This is a genomic window from Arthrobacter sp. P1_B3 (assembly GCF_056406615.1).
Genome location: NZ_JBFTZV010000007.1, coordinates 67,864 through 87,916, shown reverse-complemented (window position 1 = coordinate 87,916; position 20,053 = coordinate 67,864). Strand labels below are relative to the sequence as shown.

Annotated in this window: 13 protein-coding genes; 12 read left to right on the top strand and 1 reads right to left on the bottom strand. The window is 63.3% G+C overall.

The annotated features are described in order from the left end of the window. Position 1 precedes the first annotated feature (1 nt). The 12 genes from AC1D2F_RS10485 to AC1D2F_RS10430 all read left to right on the top strand — a co-directional run bounded on the left by AC1D2F_RS10485 (position 2) and on the right by AC1D2F_RS10430 (position 18,384). Complete coding sequence (locus AC1D2F_RS10485; protein ID WP_229992707.1) at positions 2-1,261, top strand: glycosyltransferase family 4 protein; 1,260 nt, start codon at positions 2-4, stop codon at positions 1,259-1,261. After that, positions 1,258-2,997 carry a glycosyltransferase gene (locus AC1D2F_RS10480; protein WP_229992706.1) on the top strand — a complete coding sequence of 580 codons (1,740 nt, stop codon included), beginning with the start codon at positions 1,258-1,260 and terminating at the stop codon, positions 2,995-2,997. The genes AC1D2F_RS10485 and AC1D2F_RS10480 overlap by 4 nt, the downstream gene beginning before the upstream one ends. Beyond that, complete coding sequence (locus AC1D2F_RS10475; protein WP_476966680.1) at positions 2,994-3,887, top strand: ABC transporter permease; 894 nt, start codon at positions 2,994-2,996, stop codon at positions 3,885-3,887. The genes AC1D2F_RS10480 and AC1D2F_RS10475 overlap by 4 nt, the downstream gene beginning before the upstream one ends. Further along, positions 3,874-4,764 (top strand): ABC transporter ATP-binding protein, encoded by an 891-nt coding sequence (locus AC1D2F_RS10470; RefSeq protein WP_476966679.1) that lies wholly within the window; start codon positions 3,874-3,876, stop codon positions 4,762-4,764. The genes AC1D2F_RS10475 and AC1D2F_RS10470 overlap by 14 nt, the downstream gene beginning before the upstream one ends. Before the next feature lie 3 nt (positions 4,765-4,767). Next, positions 4,768-6,690 (top strand): glycosyltransferase family protein, encoded by a 1,923-nt coding sequence (locus AC1D2F_RS10465; protein ID WP_476966678.1) that lies wholly within the window; start codon positions 4,768-4,770, stop codon positions 6,688-6,690. Positions 6,691-6,696: 6 nt separating this feature from the next. After that, positions 6,697-8,007: a UDP-N-acetyl-D-mannosamine dehydrogenase gene (gene wecC, locus AC1D2F_RS10460; protein WP_476966677.1), complete on the top strand. Its 1,311-nt coding sequence runs from the start codon at positions 6,697-6,699 to the stop codon at positions 8,005-8,007. A 13-nt stretch (positions 8,008-8,020) separates the two neighbouring features. Further along, complete coding sequence (locus AC1D2F_RS10455) at positions 8,021-8,836, top strand: hypothetical protein (RefSeq protein ID WP_476966676.1); 816 nt, start codon at positions 8,021-8,023, stop codon at positions 8,834-8,836. A 4-nt stretch (positions 8,837-8,840) separates the two neighbouring features. Then, positions 8,841-10,763: a glycosyltransferase family 2 protein gene (locus AC1D2F_RS10450; RefSeq protein WP_476966675.1), complete on the top strand. Its 1,923-nt coding sequence runs from the start codon at positions 8,841-8,843 to the stop codon at positions 10,761-10,763. Between the two features lie 12 nt (positions 10,764-10,775). Further along, a complete protein-coding gene (locus AC1D2F_RS10445) occupies positions 10,776-13,070 on the top strand; it encodes a glycosyltransferase family 2 protein (RefSeq protein ID WP_476966674.1) in 2,295 nt (764 codons plus the stop codon). Beyond that, the gene (locus AC1D2F_RS10440) at positions 13,067-13,978 is read left to right on the top strand and encodes a hypothetical protein (RefSeq protein ID WP_364748003.1); all 912 of its coding nucleotides are present in this window, start codon (positions 13,067-13,069) and stop codon (positions 13,976-13,978) included. The genes AC1D2F_RS10445 and AC1D2F_RS10440 overlap by 4 nt, the downstream gene beginning before the upstream one ends. A 228-nt stretch (positions 13,979-14,206) precedes the next feature. Continuing rightward, on the top strand, positions 14,207-17,221 hold the full coding sequence (locus AC1D2F_RS10435) for a glycosyltransferase (protein ID WP_229992698.1): 3,015 nt from the start codon (positions 14,207-14,209) through the stop codon (positions 17,219-17,221). A 47-nt stretch (positions 17,222-17,268) separates the two neighbouring features. Continuing rightward, positions 17,269-18,384, top strand: a complete 1,116-nt coding sequence (locus AC1D2F_RS10430; protein WP_229992697.1) for a hypothetical protein — start codon at positions 17,269-17,271, stop codon at positions 18,382-18,384. Between the two features lie 91 nt (positions 18,385-18,475). Here the strand turns inward: AC1D2F_RS10430 and AC1D2F_RS10425 are convergent, their stop codons facing one another. Beyond that, the gene (locus AC1D2F_RS10425; protein ID WP_229992696.1) at positions 18,476-19,828 is read right to left on the bottom strand and encodes an alginate O-acetyltransferase AlgX-related protein; all 1,353 of its coding nucleotides are present in this window, start codon (positions 19,826-19,828) and stop codon (positions 18,476-18,478) included. Positions 19,829-20,053: the final 225 nt, after the last annotated feature.

Genomic DNA, 20,053 nt, shown 5'->3' with positions numbered 1-20,053 from the left:
CATGCAGGATGAAGCCCTCGTGGAGTCGATTTCGCCTAAGTCCGTGAATGACAGCCTGCAGATCACGCTGATCACGCACTCCTACTGGCCCGAACAGAGTCCTCCACAGCGCCGCTGGACCGCCATGATCAAGGAGTTCTCCCACTCAGGTTGGGGCGTCGATGTCGTGACTCCGGTGGCGCACTACCCCTTCGGGCGGCGGGCACTCCCGCGCTGGATGGCTGGCAGGCCATTCCGGCAGCGCAACGGCCAGTTCACCGAAAAGATTCTTCACGTCCCCTACCTGCGCCACGGCAACTCCCGTGCCGCGCGGCTGCTTGACCAGTGCTTTTCGGCCTTTTTGTCGGTCCCCGCCGGAATGATGGTCCGCAAGCCCGACGTCGTTATTGTCACGGCCCCCGGCCTGCCCTCGCTTGCTGCCGGCTATGCCGTGGCAAAATTGCGCCGCGTCCCCCTGATCGTGGAAATGCGGGATGCCTGGCCGGACCTGGCCCGCGACGCCCGGCTCGTCCAAGGCAGTGTCAAGAGCGTTGTGGAGCACGTGGTGGACTTCGTCCAGCACCGGGCGGACCTTGTGGTTACAGTGACCGAAGGGTTCGCGGCGACGTTGCGCTCCCGCGGTGTCCGCAACGTGGCAACCGTCAGCAACGGCGTGAACCTTGACTCCATCCCGGTGGTTGGGCCCCCGGAACAGAAAAGGGACGTATTCGAGGCCTTGTATCTGGGGAACCACGGCGAGAGTCAGAAACTCGACGTCGCCATCCTCGCGAGTGCCCTGGTGGGGGAATCGATGCACCTGCACATGGTGGGCCACGGGACCCAGAGGCCGGCGCTGGAGAAGCTGGCACGTGAGCTGAAAGCTCCTGTCACGTTCCACCCGCCCCTGACCGGGGCCGCCATGCTGGAACGCTACTCGTCGGCGGACACCTGCATCGTCTCTTTGCGGGACGACTGGAAATCCTTCGAGACCACCGTGCCGTCCAAGACCTATGAGGTTCTGGCGATCGGCCGGCACATCACTGCCGTGGTGCGTGGCGAAGCCGCGAGAATCGTCTCGGACGCCGAGGCCGGCGACATCGTGGCAAGCAATCCCGAAGAGCTGGCCGCTTTGTGGCGCGAACTGGCTGCCGACCGCGGCCGCCTGGTCCGCAACGGCGACAGCCGCCAGTGGGTCAAAGCGCACGCCGAATACGAGCAGCTCGCCGGCCGCTATATGGAACTCATCACCGAACTGCTCGCGGAAACCCGCGAGAGCCGATGATGCAGCTGCTCAACAACGTCCGGCTGGCCCAGAGCGTGGTCCGCCAGCACCTGACTGATGATCCCGTCATCTTGTTCCTGCAGCTTTCGCGCAGGCTGCCCTCGGCCGTGCTTCCCCTCGCGAAGTGCCTCTGCCGCTGGGCCCCGAAAAACTCCACCTCGGCGGCCGTGATGTTCGCGGCACTCGCCGCCGGGGACGAGGCCGACGTCGAACGCCGGCTGCGCCTCGCTGCCGACGGACCCGTCGAGGGGGACCGGGCGCGCCGCCTGGCCGACGTCGCCCTCGCAGCGAACCTCCCGGCGGTGTCGGACGTCCTCCTTGCCAAGGCCGGCACGGCGCAGCATGTGAAGCAGGCCCGGGCGCGGCGTCTCTGGTACGACGGCGACGTCAGCGAAGCTGTTGCGGCACTCGACGGCTCTGGAGCTGCGGGACTGCGGCAACGCGCCCGTCTGGCGGCCGAGGCGGCGATCCTGACGAACGCATCGCCGTCGCTGGAGCGCCGCCCCTACGCACCGGTGCCCGGTCGGATCCTTCATCTGCTGACGAACTCGCTGCCCCACACAGCCAGCGGCTACGCCCAGCGCTCCCACTCCACCCTGCTGGCGCAACAGGAGGCCGGATGGGATGTGCTGGCGGTCACCAGGATGGGCTATCCCGTTCAGGTGGGGAAGCTCCTCGCGAAAACCATGGACACCGTGGACGGAATCCGTTACCAGCGGCTCCTGCCGGCCAAGATGGCACACACCATTGATGCCCGGCTGCAGCAGCAGGCGGAAGAACTGCTCGCCGTGGCCCTGGTGTTCAAGCCGAGCGTGCTGCACACCACCACGCATTACGTCAACGGTCTGGTGGTGCGGGCCGTGGCCGAGGCCCTCGGGATACCCTGGGTCTATGAGGTCCGCGGCCAACTGGCCGACACTTGGGCCTCCACCCGCGGGCCGGAGGCCCGCAACAGCGAGAAGTACCGGCTGTTTCAGAGCCGGGAAGCGGAGGTCATGCAGGATGCGGACCTCGTGCTGACCCTCGGGACGGCCATGAAGGCGAACATTGTTGCTGCCAGAATCCCCGAAAATAGGGTAATCATTGCCCCTAACGCTGTCGGCGGGAACTTCCTGTCCGAGCCCCTGGATAAGGCCAGCGCCCGGCGTGAGATCGGTCTCGCAGAAGACGGACAATTTATCGGCACAGTGAGCAGCTTGGTACCCTATGAAGGCATAGAGGACCTCCTCGCCGCGTTTTTGCTGCTGGCTGAGGACATGCCTCAGCTCCGTCTCCTGATTGTCGGAGACGGTTCGTCCATGCCTTCGCTGCAGATTCAGGCGCAGCGGAGCGGATATGCCGATCGCATTGTCTTTACGGGCCGCGTGCCCCGGAGTCAGACAGCCCTGTACCATCAAGCGCTGGATGTATTCGTTGTGCCGCGCAAGGACCTGGAGGTGACGCGTTCCGTGACACCGCTCAAGCCCGTGGAGGCCATGGCATCTGCCCGGCCGGTTGTTGCCAGCGACTTGCCTGCATTGGCGGAAATCGTCGAGGACCGCGTAACCGGCCGCCTTGCGACTGCCGGAGACCCTGCATCGTTCGCTGCAGCGGTCCGGGAACTGCTCTCGGATGCACCGCTGGCGGCAGCGCTTGGCGCTGCCAGCCGGGGGCGAGTGCTGCGGGAGAGAACATGGGCCGCCAACGCGGTTGCCCTGGCAAGAGAGTTGGAAATGCTGGGAGTAACCATCAGATGAGCACCAAAGAACAGAGCCGGGCGGAAGAGACCAAGACGCCCACCGTCTCTGTGCCCGTAAACCTTGTCCGATTGAGCAAAGTGGGGCAGCGGCCCGACTTCCTGGACTATCTGGTCCAGCTATGGGACCGCCGGAGTTTCATCTTCTTCGACGCCCGCGCGCGGGTCCAGAGCGAGCACGACAAGACCCACCTGGGAACTGCCTGGCTGGTTCTGACGCCCTTACTGAGCGGACTCAGTTTCTACCTAATCTTTGGTTTGCTCTTAGGCACCAGCAAGGGCATTGACAATTTTGTCGGCTACCTGATCATTGGCGTCTTTACCTTCCAGATGACCACGCGGTCCGTCCTGGGCGGGGCTAAATCTCTGACCAGTAATACGTCCATGATCCGGGCCTTCCAGTTCCCCCGGGCGGCACTGCCCATTGCCCTCAACGTTCGGGAACTGATCTCCAACGTTCCCGTGACGATCGTCATGCTGCTCTTCATCATCTTCACGGCACCGGCCGAGGAGATCACGTGGCGGTGGCTCCTGATTGTCCCCGCGATCCTGCTTCAATTCTTATTTAATCTAGGGATCGGCATGTTGCTGGCACCGTTGATCCTGAAAATCCCGGACCTGAGCATGCTGATCTCTTTCGTTGTGCGCTTCTGGATGTATGCCTCGGCAGTCTTCTTTGCTGAGACCAGGTTCGACCAGTACCCCATCATGCGCACCATGATGGACGTCAACCCCGTGTTCCAGGTCATCAAGATCATTCGCGACTCGTTACTTTACGACACAACACCGACCTGGCGGGCGTGGGCCGTTTTGGGTCTCTGGGCGCTGGGATCGGTCGCCGCCGGACTGTTTGTCTTCTGGCGCGGAGAGGAAAGCTATGGACGTGTCTGACGTGACAATCGGCCACATCGCGGAGCCAACAGTGGTAGTAGACGACATTTCGGTCGTCTACCGGACCAAGAACCAGACTCCCGGGCGGACCAACGCCCGGACTTCGTTCCTCAAGAAACTTCGCACGCCGCGCCGTGGCGACAGCGTGGTACGCACCACGGCATTGAGCAAGATTTCCTTCGTGGCCAATCAGAGCGATTCAATTGGCGTCATTGGCCGCAACGGCTCAGGCAAGAGCACCCTCATGAAGGTTCTGGCCGGGCTGATCATCCCGGACTCCGGCACTGTCTATGCCGCGAGCAACCCCATCCTCCTGGGCGTCAACGCGGCCCTGATCAGCTCCATTTCGGGTGCCCAGAACATCCGGCTCGGCTGCCTTGCCATGGGCATGAGCCACGCAGAAATCGATGCCAAGTTCGATGACATTGTGGAGATGTCCGGGTTGGAGCACGAGGTCTACCACCCGATGAATTCCTATTCATCTGGCATGGGCGCGCGCCTCCGCTTCGCCATCGCCGCGGCAGTTGATCCCGAGATCCTGCTGATCGACGAAGCCCTCAACACCGGCGATGCCCAGTTCAAGGAGCGCTCCAAGAAGCGGATGGAGCACGTGACCAGCCAGGCCGGAACCGTGTTCGTGGTCAGCCACAGCCTTTCCACCATTACGTCCATGTGCAACCGCGCCCTTTGGATCGATAAGGGCGATTTCATCATGGACGGAACGCCCGACGAAGTTGCCAAGGAATACCGGAACTTCATCTGGCGCATCAACGAGGGCAACGCAGACTACGGCCGCAAGATCCGGGCTGAGCTGATGGCAAGCCTCCCCGAAATGCGCACCACCCTGCTTCCCAACGGCTGGAAGCGGTCCAGGTAGAGAATGAGTTTTCGAGACAAGACGGCCTACTGGCGCCGTGCGCTGTGGCACGCCCGCCAAGGCGGCATGGGACAGGTCAAGAGCTACCTGCACCGCAGCATGGCCGAGCGTGACGAGGCCAGCCTGGCCGGTGTCCGCGGCGCGGAAGGCGCCTGGCGCGGAATCGGACGCGGCCGCCACCTGATCTTCAGGGAAGCTGCTGTTGGAGTTGCGCAGCCGCGGAATCCGCAGCTGCGCGTGGGCATCATCATGGATGACTTTTCCGCGGCGGCGTTCGCCGCCGAGTGGACCGTCGTGGCGCTCAGGCCCGACGGCTGGGCGCGGCAGCTGCGCGACGAGGCGCTGGACTTCGTCGTCGTCGAATCCGCGTGGGCAGGCAACGCAGGGCTCTGGCGGGGCAAGATCACCGGCCCCGCCGGCCCTTCGGCGGTCTTCCGCGAGCTCGTTGACGGATGTCGGGTCTCCGGAGTCCCGGCGGTGTTCTGGAACAAGGAAGACCCGCCGCACTACGAGGACTTCCTGCCCGCCGCGAAACTGTTCGATCACGTCTTCACGACCGATGCCAACATGCTGCCCAGCTATCGGGAGGACCTGGGCCACAGCCGGATTTCCGTGCTGCCCTTCGCCGCGCAGCCCCGCATCCACAACCCGGCCCGGCCCCGGCACGGCTGGCACGCCCGCGAGATCGCCTTCGCCGGAATGTATTTTGCGCACAAATACGAGGACCGCCGGCGCCAGATGGAGTACCTGCTGGGTGCAGCCGTTGACGCGACCGCGGGCAAACGCCCCGGTTTTGAGATCTTTTCGCGGCAGCTGGGCAGGCAGCCGCAGTATCAGTTCCCCGGAATCCTCAAGAAGCACGTTGTGGGGTCTCTGTCCTACAAACAGATGCTGACCGCCTACAAGGCGTACAAGGTGTTCCTCAACGTCAACTCCGTCACGGACTCGCCGTCGATGTGCGCCCGGCGGATTTTCGAGATCACCGCGGCTGGCTCCTGCGTTGTCTCGACCCCCAGCGCGGCCATCACGGAGTTCTTCCCGGAGCGGGAAATCCCCACGGCGGACAATCGCGAAGACGCCGCGCACCTGCTGAGGGCACTGACCGCAAACCCGGACTATGCCCAGCGCCTCGTCCACAAGGCCCAGCGCAGAATCTGGGCGGAGCATACATTCAGCCACCGGGCACAGTCCATCGCCGCTGCGGCACGGCCCTCGCTGGCCGCCCCGGCACCCCGCGCCCAGATCTCTGTCCTCGTTTCAAGTTTCCGCCCGCAGCAACTCGAGCATGTCATTGCCGGGGTGGCCGCCCAGCAGGGCGTCGATGTCCAGCTCGTGTACCTGGCCCACGGTTTTGAAATAGACGAAGCCGCGTTCCGCCGCAAGTCCCAGCTGGCCGGCATCGCGGACACCGTGGTCCTGCATGAGCCGCAGCAAACGGTGCTCGGTGAGTGCCTCAACGCCGTCGTGGCGCGTGCCGACGGCCGGTTCGCCACCAAATGGGACGACGACGACATCTACAGCCCCCTGTACCTGGGCGACCAGGTCCACGCCATGATGTATTCCGAGGCCGAGGTGGTGGGAAAGCGGGCGCATTACATGCATCTGGCCGGAGCTGGTGCTACGATCCTGCGCAACCCGCAATTGGAACACCGTTACGTGGAAGCAGTCTCCGGACCTACAATTTTCGCCGCCACTGACACGTTCAGGCGCTTTCCGTTCCAGCAGCTGCAACGTGGAGAGGACTCGCGCTTCCTGACCGACATTGTCGAGTCGGGAGCCCGGATCTACTCGGCGGACCGTTTTAACTACTGCCAGATGCGCGGCGCCAACGTGTCGTCGCACACCTGGCCCATCACCAATGAAGAGCTTTTGGCTACTTCAAAGATTCAGTTCTTCGGTTCACCCGAAGACCATATTTTAGTTTAGGGAAACATGGACGAGACGATTTTTGATGTTGCCGTCATCGGACTTGGCTACATCGGCCTGCCCACCGCGGCCAGCTTTGCCGCCAAAGGCAAGCGCGTAGCCGGCGTCGATGTGAAGCAGTCGACCGTCGACGCCGTCAACCGGGGAGAGGTTCCCTTTGTGGAACCCGATATGGGTGTGGTGGTCTCAGGTGCGGTCAGCCTGGGCAACCTCGTCGCCATGTCCACCGTGCCTGTGGCCGACGCGTTCATCATTGCCGTGCCCACCCCGCTGGCGGAGGGCAACGGCGCCGACCTCTCCTACCTCCGCAGCGCCCTTGAGGCCCTCGCGCCCAAGCTCCGCGGCGGCGAACTCGTGGTCCTGGAATCGACGTCGCCTCCAGGCACCACCGAACGCCTCGGCACCTACCTCATGGAACTGCGGCCGGACCTGTCCCTCGAAGCGGGCCCCGGACTAAACCATGTCCACATTGTGCACTCGCCGGAGCGCGTTCTGCCGGGCCGGATCATGGTCGAAATGGTCACCAACGACCGCGTGATAGGAGGCCTCACCGAAGAGGGCGCCCAGCTGGCCAAGCGGCTGTACGAGGTGATCTGCCAGGGTGAAATCCTGCTCACGGATGCCACCACCGCTGAAATGACCAAGCTGGTGGAAAACACCTTCCGCGACGTCAACATCGCCTTCGCCAACGAGCTCTCACTGATTTGCGACAACTTGGGCATCGACGTCTGGAAGCTGATCGAGCTGGCGAACCATCACCCGCGCGTGAACGTTCTTCGCCCCGGCCCCGGCGTGGGCGGACACTGCATCGCGGTTGATCCCTGGTTCATCGTCGACGCCGTCCCGGAGCACTCCGCCCTGATCCGGACGGCCCGCGAAGTCAACGACTCCAAGCCGTACCACGTGGTCCGGCAGGCAGTGCAGACACTGGCCGACCAGCCGGGCGCCACCGTGGCTGTCCTCGGCCTGGCCTTCAAGGCCAACATCGACGATGTCCGCGAGTCGCCGTCGGTGACGATCGTCCAGGAACTCGTCCGGCAGCTGCCTGACAGCGCCATCCTGGTGGTTGACCCGAACGTCGAGGAACTCCCGACGGCGCTGGCAGCATCCGGCCTCACCAGGCTCCACGGCATGGAGGAAGCCGTCGCCGCGGCGGACCTCGTGATGCTCCTGGTGGACCACGATGAATTCCTGACCCTGGACCCCCTGTCCCTCGAAGGAAAACTCGTCATCGATACCAAGGGCATTTGGAACCAGCAGGAGCCCGCGGACGCCAGCCGGCCGCACACGCCCGTAGGGGCCAGCGTCGGTGGATAGGGGAAGCCACGCCGTGTCAGCGTCCATTGAGGAAGAGCTGCGCCATGCCGGCTTTGCACTCAAGGCCCTGCACACGCCGCGGCGCGAGACTCCGCTTGTCCGGATCCTGATCCGGGCCGCGAAGGCTACGGATCTGGAAGTTGCTGGAACCGTCGCCTCGCTTTTCGGCTCTGCTTGCCAGGACTTCGCCGTCGACATTCTGGTCGAGGACGGCAGCCGGCCCAAGCTGGAAGACTGGCTCTCCACCGACCGCCGCTTTTCGTTTCTCCGGGCTGACGGACAACAGCTTGCCGAGTCCTCCTACACGCTGGTGCTCAGCGCCGGAACGGCCCTGGGCCTGCACTCACTGGAAGCCATGATCGACACCCTGCGCCAGACCCAGGCTCTGGTCCTCAGGGCCCTGGTGGACGGGCAGCCGGGCGCAATCGAACTGTGGCAGACGGCGACCCTTCGGGAGCTGTCGGAAGCCGGCGACCCGGAGAAGTCCGCGCGCAGCGCCGGTGGCGAACGCTGGGTTTCCGGCAGCGCCCTGGGCCTGCACGATTTCCGGCGGCCCAAGCCCAAACTGCACCTGCGCAAGGGCGCCGCGGCAACCCTTGACCTGAATATCGTGGTCCGGGACCTGGCCGACAGCGCCACGCGCCTGGACTATGAGCAGAAGATCCGCCTGCTGGAGGCCCGTCTGAGGAAGTCCGAAATCGAGCGCCGCCGCCTGGAGCAGGGGCTTGCCCCGAACCGCGGCGTCTCGCGTGCCCGCGCTATTGCCCGCAAGGGCCCGGCCTATATCCTTGGCCGGCTCAAGGCCCGCACAGGCCGGGCGGGGAGCTAGCAGCATGCAGATCAAGAGCGTCGCGGTCGGCTCCGCAGACCACTCCATGGCGCAGCTGGCGTTGGACCTCGGGCTGGACTATGCCCGCACGGACTGGGAGCACCGCGATCCCCGGAGCGGGGCCGACTGGGATCATGCCCTTCCTGCTGATCAATTGTGGTGGGACAACTACGTTGTGCAGACGCAATCTCTCTCTGAGGCTCGGATGCTGCTTCCCTTGTTCCGCAGCGAGGGACGGGCGCAACGCTTCGTACTGGTCATCCGCGGGCTCTTCCCGGCCGCCGACCTGCCGGTCTGGACTCCGCGCAGCCTCCAGGTCAAGGCCGGCACATCCGCCATGACCGTGCCGGGGCTCGGTTTCGCAGTGGTGGTCGAAGGCGGCAAATGGGTGAATGTGCATGCTGCGGCCCTCGCCGCCTTGGGCTGCTGTTCGCCTGCCGCGCCGCGGCCGGTGCTGGGCGGACTGCGGGTCGGCATCACCGATCCCGCCGCCACCGCCTGGCTCGCCGGCGACGCACTCGGCAGCTTCATGACCGAAGAGCTCCTGCAGCCCGAGCCGGATGACATCTATTCCGTCGACGTGCTGATCGGACCCGGCGAGCTCACCCAGCAGCTCAGCGAGCAAGCCTCGGACCAGCCCTTACGTGTCACACCGCCGGTCTGGACTCCGCCGGGGACGGTACTGCCCCCTGTTGACACCGCCGTCGTGTCTCCCCTGGGATTCCTGCCGTACCCGGATAAGGCGACGCGGGCACTCCGGCCGATCGAGCTCGGCCGCCGGGGAGAGCTGAGCGAAGCCGATCTCGCGGCCCTCCGGGAGCACAACTACGTTGAGGTTGATGGAGACCTCTTTGGCGGCCTGGACTGGCAGCTGGCGCGGCGCCTGAGCCAGCTGGCCGTCGCGGGCGTGCCCCTCTTGACGACGGCGTTGCCTGCCCCCGTCCGGTCCCTGCTCGGCGAGCAGCTGGTGGACCGCATTCAGGCCTTCGACGCCGGCGACCCCCGGGTGCTGCGGGAATCGAAGTCGATCGAGCTTCGACGGACGGCCTTGGACCTCTACAGCCCGCGGGCCGTCTGGAACACTCTGCTGGGTCAGCTCGGCAAGCCGCTGCTTCCCGTGCCCTCCGTGAGCGTGGTGCTGGCCACCCGCCGGCCCGAGAAGCTGGTATCCGCCCTGGACCAGCTGGCACGCCAGAGCTGGGAGGCACTGGAAGTGGTGGTGGTGCTGCACGGGTTCGACACCGACCTGCCCGAGGTCCGGCGCGCCGTCGAGGCGTTTTCCGGCGAGCTGCAGGTGCGCACCGTTCCGGCCGACATGATTTTTGGCGACGTGCTGAACGCCGGCGTGCGCGCCGCCAGCGGCGATCTCGTCTGCAAGATGGACGACGACGACTGGTACGGCCCGCACCACCTGCGCGACCTCGTCCACGCCAAGGAATTCAGCGGCGCCACCCTGGTGGGCGCGCAGGTTGAGTTCGTTTACCTGGAGAGCCTGGACATCACCACGCGCAGGCCCCCACTCGGGGAGCAATATTCGGACCACGTCGCGGGCGGCACTATAATGCTCGGCAGGGATGAGCTGCGTCAGCTGGGAGGATGGCGGCCCGTCCATCGCGCCGTTGACCGCTGCCTCCTACAAGCAGTCCAGGCCTCCGGGGGACTCATCTACCGCTCCCACGGGCAGAATTACATGATGCACCGCCACTCCGGGGCGGATTCGCACGGCGGCCATACCTGGAATCCGGAAGACAGCATCTTCTTACAGAGTGTGGCCGAACAGTGGGACGGATTCCAGCCGCCGCCGCAGATCGACGCTGTTCCGAGCTCACCTTCCGGAGCGCGGCTGGGTTCCATGCGCAGCCACTTCGCCCGGGTGCCAGTTCCAGTCCCGGCTCAATCCGCACTTACTACTCACTCGCATACTTAGAAGGCTCAGGGAATGAAATTTCAACAAGCTCTCCGCAGAATTGCGCGGCTGTCCCCGAAGAAAAAGGTGGCCGCCGCCGCGTTCGCCGTCCTCCTTGCCTTGGTAGTGGTGGCTGCATACGCACGCAACCCGTGGCTCCTAGGCCTGCTGGTGCTGGTCTTCGCGGCCGCGCTGGCCGTCGGCGCGCTCTACGTGGACCGTCTGCTGAAGGCGTCCCGACGGGCGGCGAAGCGGGCATCTGCCGCACTGGCAAAGCCCGCTCCGGTTCAGCAGGACACACGCCCCGGTGCCCTTGTCGAGTGGGGTGCACGCTCCCGCATCCCGGAGGCGCGGCTTGCCCAGCGCCTCACCAAGCTGCGTTCCGTTGACGGCCGCGATATCTTGGTCGCCACGGCAACCACCGGCCAATGGGGCTGGCGGGACATGGCCGTAGCCCTGGAAATGTACCGGATCGGGGGGAAGACCCGTCGCAGCGTAAAGCCCGTCCTGGACAAGACACCGCGCTCCGTGCTGCTGCACTTGGGCGACCTCTGCTTCCGGCAGGACATCCTCCAGGACGACATCCTCAACGCAGCCACGCTGTACAAGTACGTCTTTCAGCGACTCGGAGCCAAGCCGTTCCGGGAAAAGCGGCGCGGGGAGTTCTTCCTTGACGCCTTAGCCCGGACCGGGCAGGGGGAGGAAGTAATTCGGCTTCAGGGCCTCTACAAGGCCGACGAAATGAACTCCAACGACCTCCACCTCTACCGGGCCAACGCAGCCAACCCGTTCAAGGACAATTCAGTCGATGTCGACGAGTGGCTCGCCGAAATCAACGACATCTACCAGCTGGCGGGGCTGTCCCGGCTTTCGCTGGCCGAAGGTACCGCCCCGGCCTTCCTCCGCCTGCAGGCGGAAGCGCCGGCACCGGTCACGGACGGACCTCTCGTCAGCATTGTCATGCCCGTCTACAAGCCGGACGAGTACACGGATCTCGCGATTCAGTCGGCCGTCGACCAGAGCTACCGCAACATCGAAATCATCATCGTTGACGACGGTTCCGGCGGGGATGCGGCCGAACGGCTCAACAAATGGCCGGCAGTGGACGGGCGCATCAAGGTGGTGCTCAACGAGCCCAACGCAGGTGCCTACACGTCGCGCAATATTGGCTACTCCATGGCCCAGGGCGAGTTCATGACGATTTTCGACGGCGACGACTGGCAGCACCCGCAGAAGATCGCCCTCTTGGTCCGGGGGTCACAGGAGCAGACCGACGGAAGACTCGTGTCCGCTCCCTGGACGCGCGCGGACGAAGACCTTTTCTTCCACTACCGCGGATGGCGCGGAGCCTTCATCACGCCGGCCCACGTATCCACAATGTTCCACACTCCCACCATCCGGGAGCACTTGGGTCACTGGGATTCCGTCCGCAAAGCCGCCGACACGGAGTTCATTCTCCGCTACCAGGCCCTCGTCAATAGCGAGGAGCCCTTCGAGGTAAGCGAGGCGCCCTTGACGCTGTCCCTCGTCGGCGCCTCGAACCTTTCCATGGAAGATTTCCGCCTCGGCTACAGGTCGCCGGACCGCGTGTCCTACCGTGACTCTTACGAGCACTGGCACAAGAGGATCGAGGCGGGCGAACACTCCGGCTACCTGGACTTCCCGCTTGCCGAGCGGGTGTTCCCGGCACCGTCCCGGTTCCTGCCGGCGGGTGCGAAGCAGCAGGACCTGGAACTTGATATCCTGCTTGTCGGCGATTTCGGCGCTGATTCCCTCGTGGGCGTGCTGATGCTGGAACATCTGGCGTCTGCGGTCGGAAAGGGGCAGCGGGTTGGACTCATGCACTACCCGAGCATTCTTCACACGGCCGCCATCGACCGGTCATTCTCTGACGAGGTCATGGAGGCTTTCCATGACGGGCGTCTTGTCCGGGTGGAGGTTACGGACCGTGTGCAGTCTGCCGCGGTCAACGTCTACGATCCCACCGCGTTCCAGTACAGCCGCGAGTTGCGCAGCGGGCATGCGGCGGAACGAGTGTCTGTGTGGACAGACGAGCCGCCCTATAACTGGGAAACGGATGAACACAAGTACGAGGTCGGGACTGTGGAACGCAACCTGTTGGCCGTGTTTGGCGGCCCCATACGGTGGATTCCGCTCAATGAACGGACACTGCGGATCATCACGCAGTCCGGGCACGGACAAAAGTCCATCGGCGACCACGTGGCGCAGCCGGACACGCTGACAATTCCCGACACCCCGGCGGAGGAAGCTCCGCTGGCACTGACAGGCTCCAATGTGGGCGCTTTTGAAGCAGGAGAGGCTCCGTGAATTTGCAAAACACCACCCAGGAAACGGCTTGGGATGAGCGGAACAATGTAGAGATCCGCCGCATCGCCTCGGCCAGCGAGATTGACCACAATGCGGCGGAGCCGTATGAATTCGTGGTCCCGGCTGCTTCCGGCGGTCCGCTCGATATCGTGGCACTGTACGCGCCCAGAGTGTCGAAGACTCTGATCGTCACTTTCCACGGCTCACTGCAGCGGTCCAAGTACCAGCTCCCGCGCTTTGAATGGCGGAAGTCGCTGGCATCCATTGACGCCGCCCAGCTCTTTATCGCAGATTCCAGCCTGAACCTCAGCAGCAGCATTCCGCTGGCGTGGTACGTCGGCAATGAAGCACAGGACCTAACCTCGGACGTGGCAGAGCTGATCAAAGAGATTGCAGCGGTCGCAGGATACGAGCGAATCCTGCTGACCGGCTCCAGCGGCGGCGGCTTCGCATCATTGGCCATCTCCCGGCAGATCAGCGGTTCCCTGGCTGTTTGCTTCTCGCCGCAAACCCGAGTGGGGGACTACGAGCGGCAGGCCGTTCGGACCTTCTCCAGGGTCTGCTTTCCCGAGTTCGAGAGCTACGACAGCATGGAAGAGAACAACCGCATGCGGCTGGACCTTCGGCACCTCTACTCAAACACGCGGGACCGGAACTTCGTCTGGTATGTGCAGAACACCCTTGATGCCTCGCACTTCGAGAAGCACTACACCCCCTTCGCCGAAGCGCGCGGCGTGGATCCCGTCCTGGGCGGACTGGACGAATCCGGCCGCATTAACTTCGTGCCGCAGGAGCTTCAGGAAGGGCACGAACCGCCGTCCCGCGGACGCTTCCGCAGTAACGTCCAGGATGCGCACAAGGCGTTCTTCGGTGAGGAGCTCGGGGTCCTCGCCGACGACGGGAAATGAGATTCGCGTAGAAGCCCCGCAATAACCGTGGTCAGCGTCGATGAGGCCGGCTGACGACGGCTCGCTGTCCGGATCACGGGCGGCGAGTTGGAGCCAGATTGATGATGCTGCCGCCGGACGGCACGCCAGCTAAGTTTGCAACAGACTAAGGAAACGTGACTAATGAACGCCTCGAGCCAAGTCCTTGACCCCATTTCAGCCCGCAGCCTGCGGCTGATCAAAACGGAAGTGTTCGACGCCGAGTACTACGCCGCAGAGTGCGGGAGGGACTTCGTCTCGAAGACGGCGGCTGCACGTCACTTCGTTCAATATGGCATGAAGGCTGGACTTAGCTTCCATCCATTGTTTGATCTTGGGATGTTTCCGGCGCCCGTTCGGGACCGTTACAAGACCGGCGATGTCGAGTCCCTGCTGGCCTACCTGCGGAGCCCGGAGTCGCGCGAGCACCCGTGGTCTTGGCTTTTTGACCCCGCTGGACTCGACGAATCTGGCACAGCGGGTTCCGTGCTGCTGTCACGGTACCGTCCCGGTAAGGCACGAGCCCTGCCCGTTCCAGACAAGCTGCCCGGCTCAGCCCCGGCTTGGCCGGCAGTAAGGGCGATCGTTATTGCCCACGCCCTGACGGCCAAGACTTACGAGGTTGGCAAGAAACCGCTGCGCCTCCCTACGTGGTCCGAAGTGACGGAGAAGGAATGGCTTCAGAGCGTCAAACATGTACCTTTGGCGTCAAATGGGTCGGCACCGGTAGTGAGCATCGTCATGCCTGCTTGGAACCGGGAAACTGCGATTCTGGATGCCATCGAGTCGGTACGCCAGCAGAGCCTCAAGGCGTGGGAACTCATCGTAGTCGACGACGGCAGTACCGATGGGACGCGGGACGTCGTGCGCGCGTACGCACTTCTGGACAGCCGAATCCGCTTGATTGAGGCGGATCACCTGGGAGTCTGCGCAGCCCGAAACCGGGGTATCGAGGAGGCCCGGGGAGATTTCTTGGCCTTCCTGGATTCCGACAACACCTGGCGACCGGATTTTCTTAGGAACATGCATGCCGGGCTCATTGCCAGCGGCGGCCAGGCGGGCTACTCTGCCGTACGCATGCTGAACGGCCGGCTGGAATTCACCGGCCAACCCATCACGGCTGATCAACTCTTGGTGCGCAACTACGTGGATCTCAATGTTCTCGTGGTGCGGACGTCCTTTATCCGGGAGTTGGGCGGTTTCGACAACTCTCTGCGCCGCTGGGTTGACTATGACCTCGTCCTTCGGATTACCGAGACGACCAGCATCGAGTACTTCCCCTTTATCGGTTGCGATTACGTAGACGACGACAACGATGACAGAATCACCCGCAAGGAGTCCGGGAACTGGGAATACGCGGTACTGGGCAAGAACGTTCAAGGGCGGTTTGTTCCTGATTCTGTTCCGGAACGGGTGAGGGTTCCTTCCCTGTCGGTAATAATGCGCATCACGGAGAACATCGACCAGGCGATCCGGAATGTTCGCCGGATCCAGGAAACTGTCGACGCCGACTTGGTCGAACTGGTTGTGCTCGACGAGGTCCAGGGCTTCCGCACTTCGCTGCGCCTGCGGGCCGCTCTCGCTGGCCTGTCCGGCTTAAAATACATCAAGCTGCCGCGACGCTACACGGAAGCGATCGCCTACAACATTGGTTCCGTCCACGCTGACGGAGCGAACCTACTGTTCGCCAAGGAAAATGTCGAATTTCGCGCCGGTGCCCTAGACAAGCTCCTGGAACAGCTTGACCATCCATCCGTCGTTGCGGCACAGCCCCTGTTGACCGATCCCGCTGGAGTCGTCGTCTCCGCTGGCGCTGTTGCGCACCGCAACAGCCTCGCCGTCCCCTTGTTCCGGGGCTTGAACATTGCCGATGCCCGGCGCCACGGCGGCAGGGTGGTTGACGAGTTGGCACCAGCCGCCTTTGTGGTGCGAAGGGAGGCGTTCGAACGGCTAGGACGATTCAATACGATCTTTGCCGGCGAAGCGGCAGTGACCGATTTTCTGCGGAGGCTCGGCAACTCCGGGGCAGGGGAGTTCGTCGTGGAGGGCGCAGCGGTCGCAGTAGACCATTCGGCGGATGCTTATGCGGAGCACCCTTCCTTGTCCGCCGCGGATGCGGATTGGCTGAGTGCATCCAAGGAGCCTGCGCGGCCGGTTGAAGCCCACTACCGTGACATTGGCCTGGACGTCGTTGCGTTCACTGCGCCACGAAACCCGAGGCTCCAGCCTGCGGCGCCGGTAGTCGTCAGGCAGACCTCCGGGTCGGATCCGGCGGAGCGTCTGCGATGGGCGATCAAGATCGGCGCTGAGTTCAGTGTCGGCGGAGACCGCTGGGGCGACGTTCCGTATGCGGCGGACCTTGCAGAGGCACTCACTGCCCGCGGCCAGGAGGTTGTGGTCGACAGGGCCGCAGCCCTCGCGCGGCCCTCCAATCACCTGGACGATGTTGTGGTGGTCATTCGCGGCCTGCACCGCTGCGATCCTCAGCCAGGAAAGACAAATATCCTGTGGGCGATCAGCCGGCCGGACTTGATTGCCAAAGAAGAACTCCTTGAGTTCGACCTCATTTTCGGGGCGTCCGGAATCTGGTGCGAGTATGTCCGCAGCGAGTGGGGGATCGAAGCCCATTACCTGCCTCAGGCCACGAATCCGAAGCGATTCCACCCGACGGCGGCGACTGAGGGAAGCCCCCAGTTCGACCTGACTTTCGTGGGGGGCCCGCGAAAACCAATTGGGCGCAAGATCGTCGCCGATTGTGTTGGCCTTGGCCAAAATGTCAGTGTGTGGGGCCCCCGGTGGGAGCAGTTCATCCCGGCAGAATTGGTGGTGGCCGATTTCATCGACAACGATGACCTTGCTGCTGTCTACAACTCGTCCACAATTGTCCTCAACGATCATTTTGAAGACATGGCAAGGTGGGGCTTCGCCAACAACCGCCTCTACGATGCCGTGGCCTCCGGTGCGAGGGTGATCAGTGACGACGTGGACGGTATCGACGAGATCTTCAAGGGCGCCGTCCGGACATATGCTTCGCTCGAGCAGCTTGCCGAAATTCTGGCTGATCCGAGCGGCTTCCCCGATGATTCGGAGATGGCTGCTATCAGCCAGATGATCCGCGACGAACACAACTTTGACAAGCGTGCCGAGACCCTGCTGGAGGCAGCCCGGGCGCACCGGAAATCAGTGTCGGATGGTGCCGACAACGACAGCACGCCTGCCCTGTAGATACGACTGTTCGCCAAGGCAACGGGAACCAACTGAGAGACCCGCACATGAATAACAGCACATCGCCGCTTTCCCACGTCTTTATTTCCCAAGCTCACTTGGTAAGTTACGGCGGTTCGGAAATGGTCACTTTGGAGCTCGCGGAGCATTTTGCTGCTGCGGGCTCCAAGGTAACCATCGGAACATGGAGCGCTGGCAGGCCGGTACTGTCGCATTTGACCGACCGCGCCAATATTTCCTACTTCGACATCGACGACGACCAGCTTTCAAAGGTGCTAGAGAGCGATCCGCCGCAACTGGCATGGATCCATCACCAGATCGTCCCTCAGTGGCTCCTCCAGAATCCGGGCGTGACGGCGTTTGTGTTCAATCACATGTCGTCTGCCCACCCTCTGGAATCGTCGTGGTCAGCAGTCGTGGAGGCCAAGCTTGCGGGCTTGCACGTCTACAACTCTGCAGAGACCTTGGAGGCGCATCTCGCAGACGGGGCGGCAGAGGCGTTTGACCCGGCCCGGATGAAGGTATTTGCCAACCCCGCCCCTGATGCCTTCGGAGCGGCGGGCAAGCCGAGCCGGGGCAGGAAGCAGTTGATCGGCGTCGTTTCTAACCATGTCCCTGGCGAGCTGGGTAAGGTGCTGGAAGACCCGCCGGCCGGAGTGGATTTTTTGCCCATTGGCAGTGGCGATGTGGCCAACTCGGTCGCCGCCCGCGTCACGCCCGAGACGCTTGCTGCGCTGGACGGGGTGGTGACAATTGGCAAGACGGTACAGTACGCGATGCTGGCCGGTGTGCCGGTATATTGCTACGACAAGTTCGGTGGCCCTGGCTGGCTGGATGCTGAAAACTTTGCCGTGGCGGAATTCCATAACTTTTCGGGCAGGGGCTTCGCAGTCAAGAGTCCGGAAGATATCGCAACCGAACTGGCCAGCGGCATTGAAGCAGCGACCGACTTTGCGGTCGAGTTGAAGTCCGGGGACCTGTCGAGATTCACGCTGTCGACTGCTCTTCAGGAAGTGTTGTTGACATTGGACGAACGCCCGGCGGCGCCTTCGACGCTGGAAGGAGCAGAGGCGAGTGCGCATTCGCGGCAGCAGAACCTGGTCGGACACTACGTGCGGAACTGGCTCCGGGCAACCCAACGACTTGCCGGAAGCCAGAAGTAAGCCCTGGGGCAGCACGAGAGGACTTACGTCTTTCGCGACGGTAACCGAAGACCCCGGCAGACTGAATCTGCCGGGGTCTTCGGTTATGCCGCTAGCTCGTGCCTGGGATCCTCGGTGGCCGTACCAGGAACCGCTCGATTGACTGCGCGATGACATAGTCAGGACGGACGTCCCGCACGTAGTCCATGTCGACGGTGTTTTCCCACTTCAGGTGGTATTCGCTGAAGAGACGGGCGAACCACCAGCTCAACCGGGTTGGGCTCGTCACGCTACCGAAGAATGAGTTGCCAAAGACAACCACCTTTTTCTTGATCGGCGCGCTCTCGTTAGTCCAGACGTTGTGCGAGCCGACGAAATTTCCCGGACTATGAGAGAACGCGAGTTCGATTTCTGGATCACCCAGTGTTCCAGGGGCAGGAATTTGCTGCTTGTCCCAGAGCGGGATATCGAAGAACTTCGGCGCCAGATCGCCGTTGCGGTATATGGTTCCCGTCAGTTCGACTCCGTCAAGAATGGCTGGATCGCAGCCGGGGAGCCGATCCAGAAGTGCACGTGCCATTGCCAACGTGCCGGCCGGGGAACAATGAGTGTCGTTCCGCTGCCAAGCTCCGATATCACCCGACCAGCCCTCGAACATGCTCAGGAAACTCACGTAGTTGGGCTCATTCGCCATGAGTTCATCGAGGCGACGGTACAGCGGGGTCGGGCCAGTTATTGCCAGCGGGGCGAGGTGCCGCAGGGCCGTCAACTTCTCGGGTATGACGACCTGAAGGAACGGGATTCCCAGATCGTCCAGCACCTCGCTGTTGGTGCGGATCGCCGAGGCCCACATAGTGGCCCTTTTTTCCAGCAGGGCCTCCTCCGCCGCGTCTTCGGGCGCCCTGTACTGGTCTCGCAGCGCGTTGCTGCCGCCCGTCAGGAATAGGTGGCCGTCCTTGCCAATCTGTCCGACGTCGTCACTGGACCGCAACCCGACCGGAAATCCAAGGTAGGAGAGTTCGCCTGCCTCCGACGACTCCCTCACTTCCGCGAAGTGCTTTGAGAGCTTGAGTTCGTTGACTTCGAGGGCATCAAGTATCACCTCGCGCGCACCCCTGACGTTGGCGGCCGAGGCCCGGACGAAATCTGCCAGCATCTGGTGGTAGGCGCTGCCACCCAGCGGAATGAAACTCCTCACGCCGTCGGCCACCGCAGCTACTTGGTGAGCCTTCGCCAGGACGTTCTGACTCTGGACAGGTGTCTCGAGAGTCAGGGTGAAGGACTTGTTGGCCAGCCCCAGAGCGGAACGGACGTCCGCGCGTTCGGCACCGAAGACAGCTTTTCCAACCTGTTCGCCGTCGAGATCGAGCCAGAGATCCGGGTCTTCACCGCCCTCTCCTACTTGAACCCAGCCAGTGAGCGACCGCTTGTTCGGTGAGATTGAATCGACGTAGCCTTTGAGCATTTTTCCCTCATCACTGTTTTCTGGACTCGATTCTTCCACACCAAGGGCGCGCTACTCGCCGGGTGTCGCGGGCCGTGGTCGAGGCCAGTGTGCCTTCAGATGCTGGGCCTCCAGGGCCTTCCCGGCTGTCCCCGCCGGGAGCGTACGCAGCATGTCCGCCGCCAGCGTAGGATATGCGATGAGATCACGCCGACACTCTGATGGGTCAATTCCGTCAAGAACTCC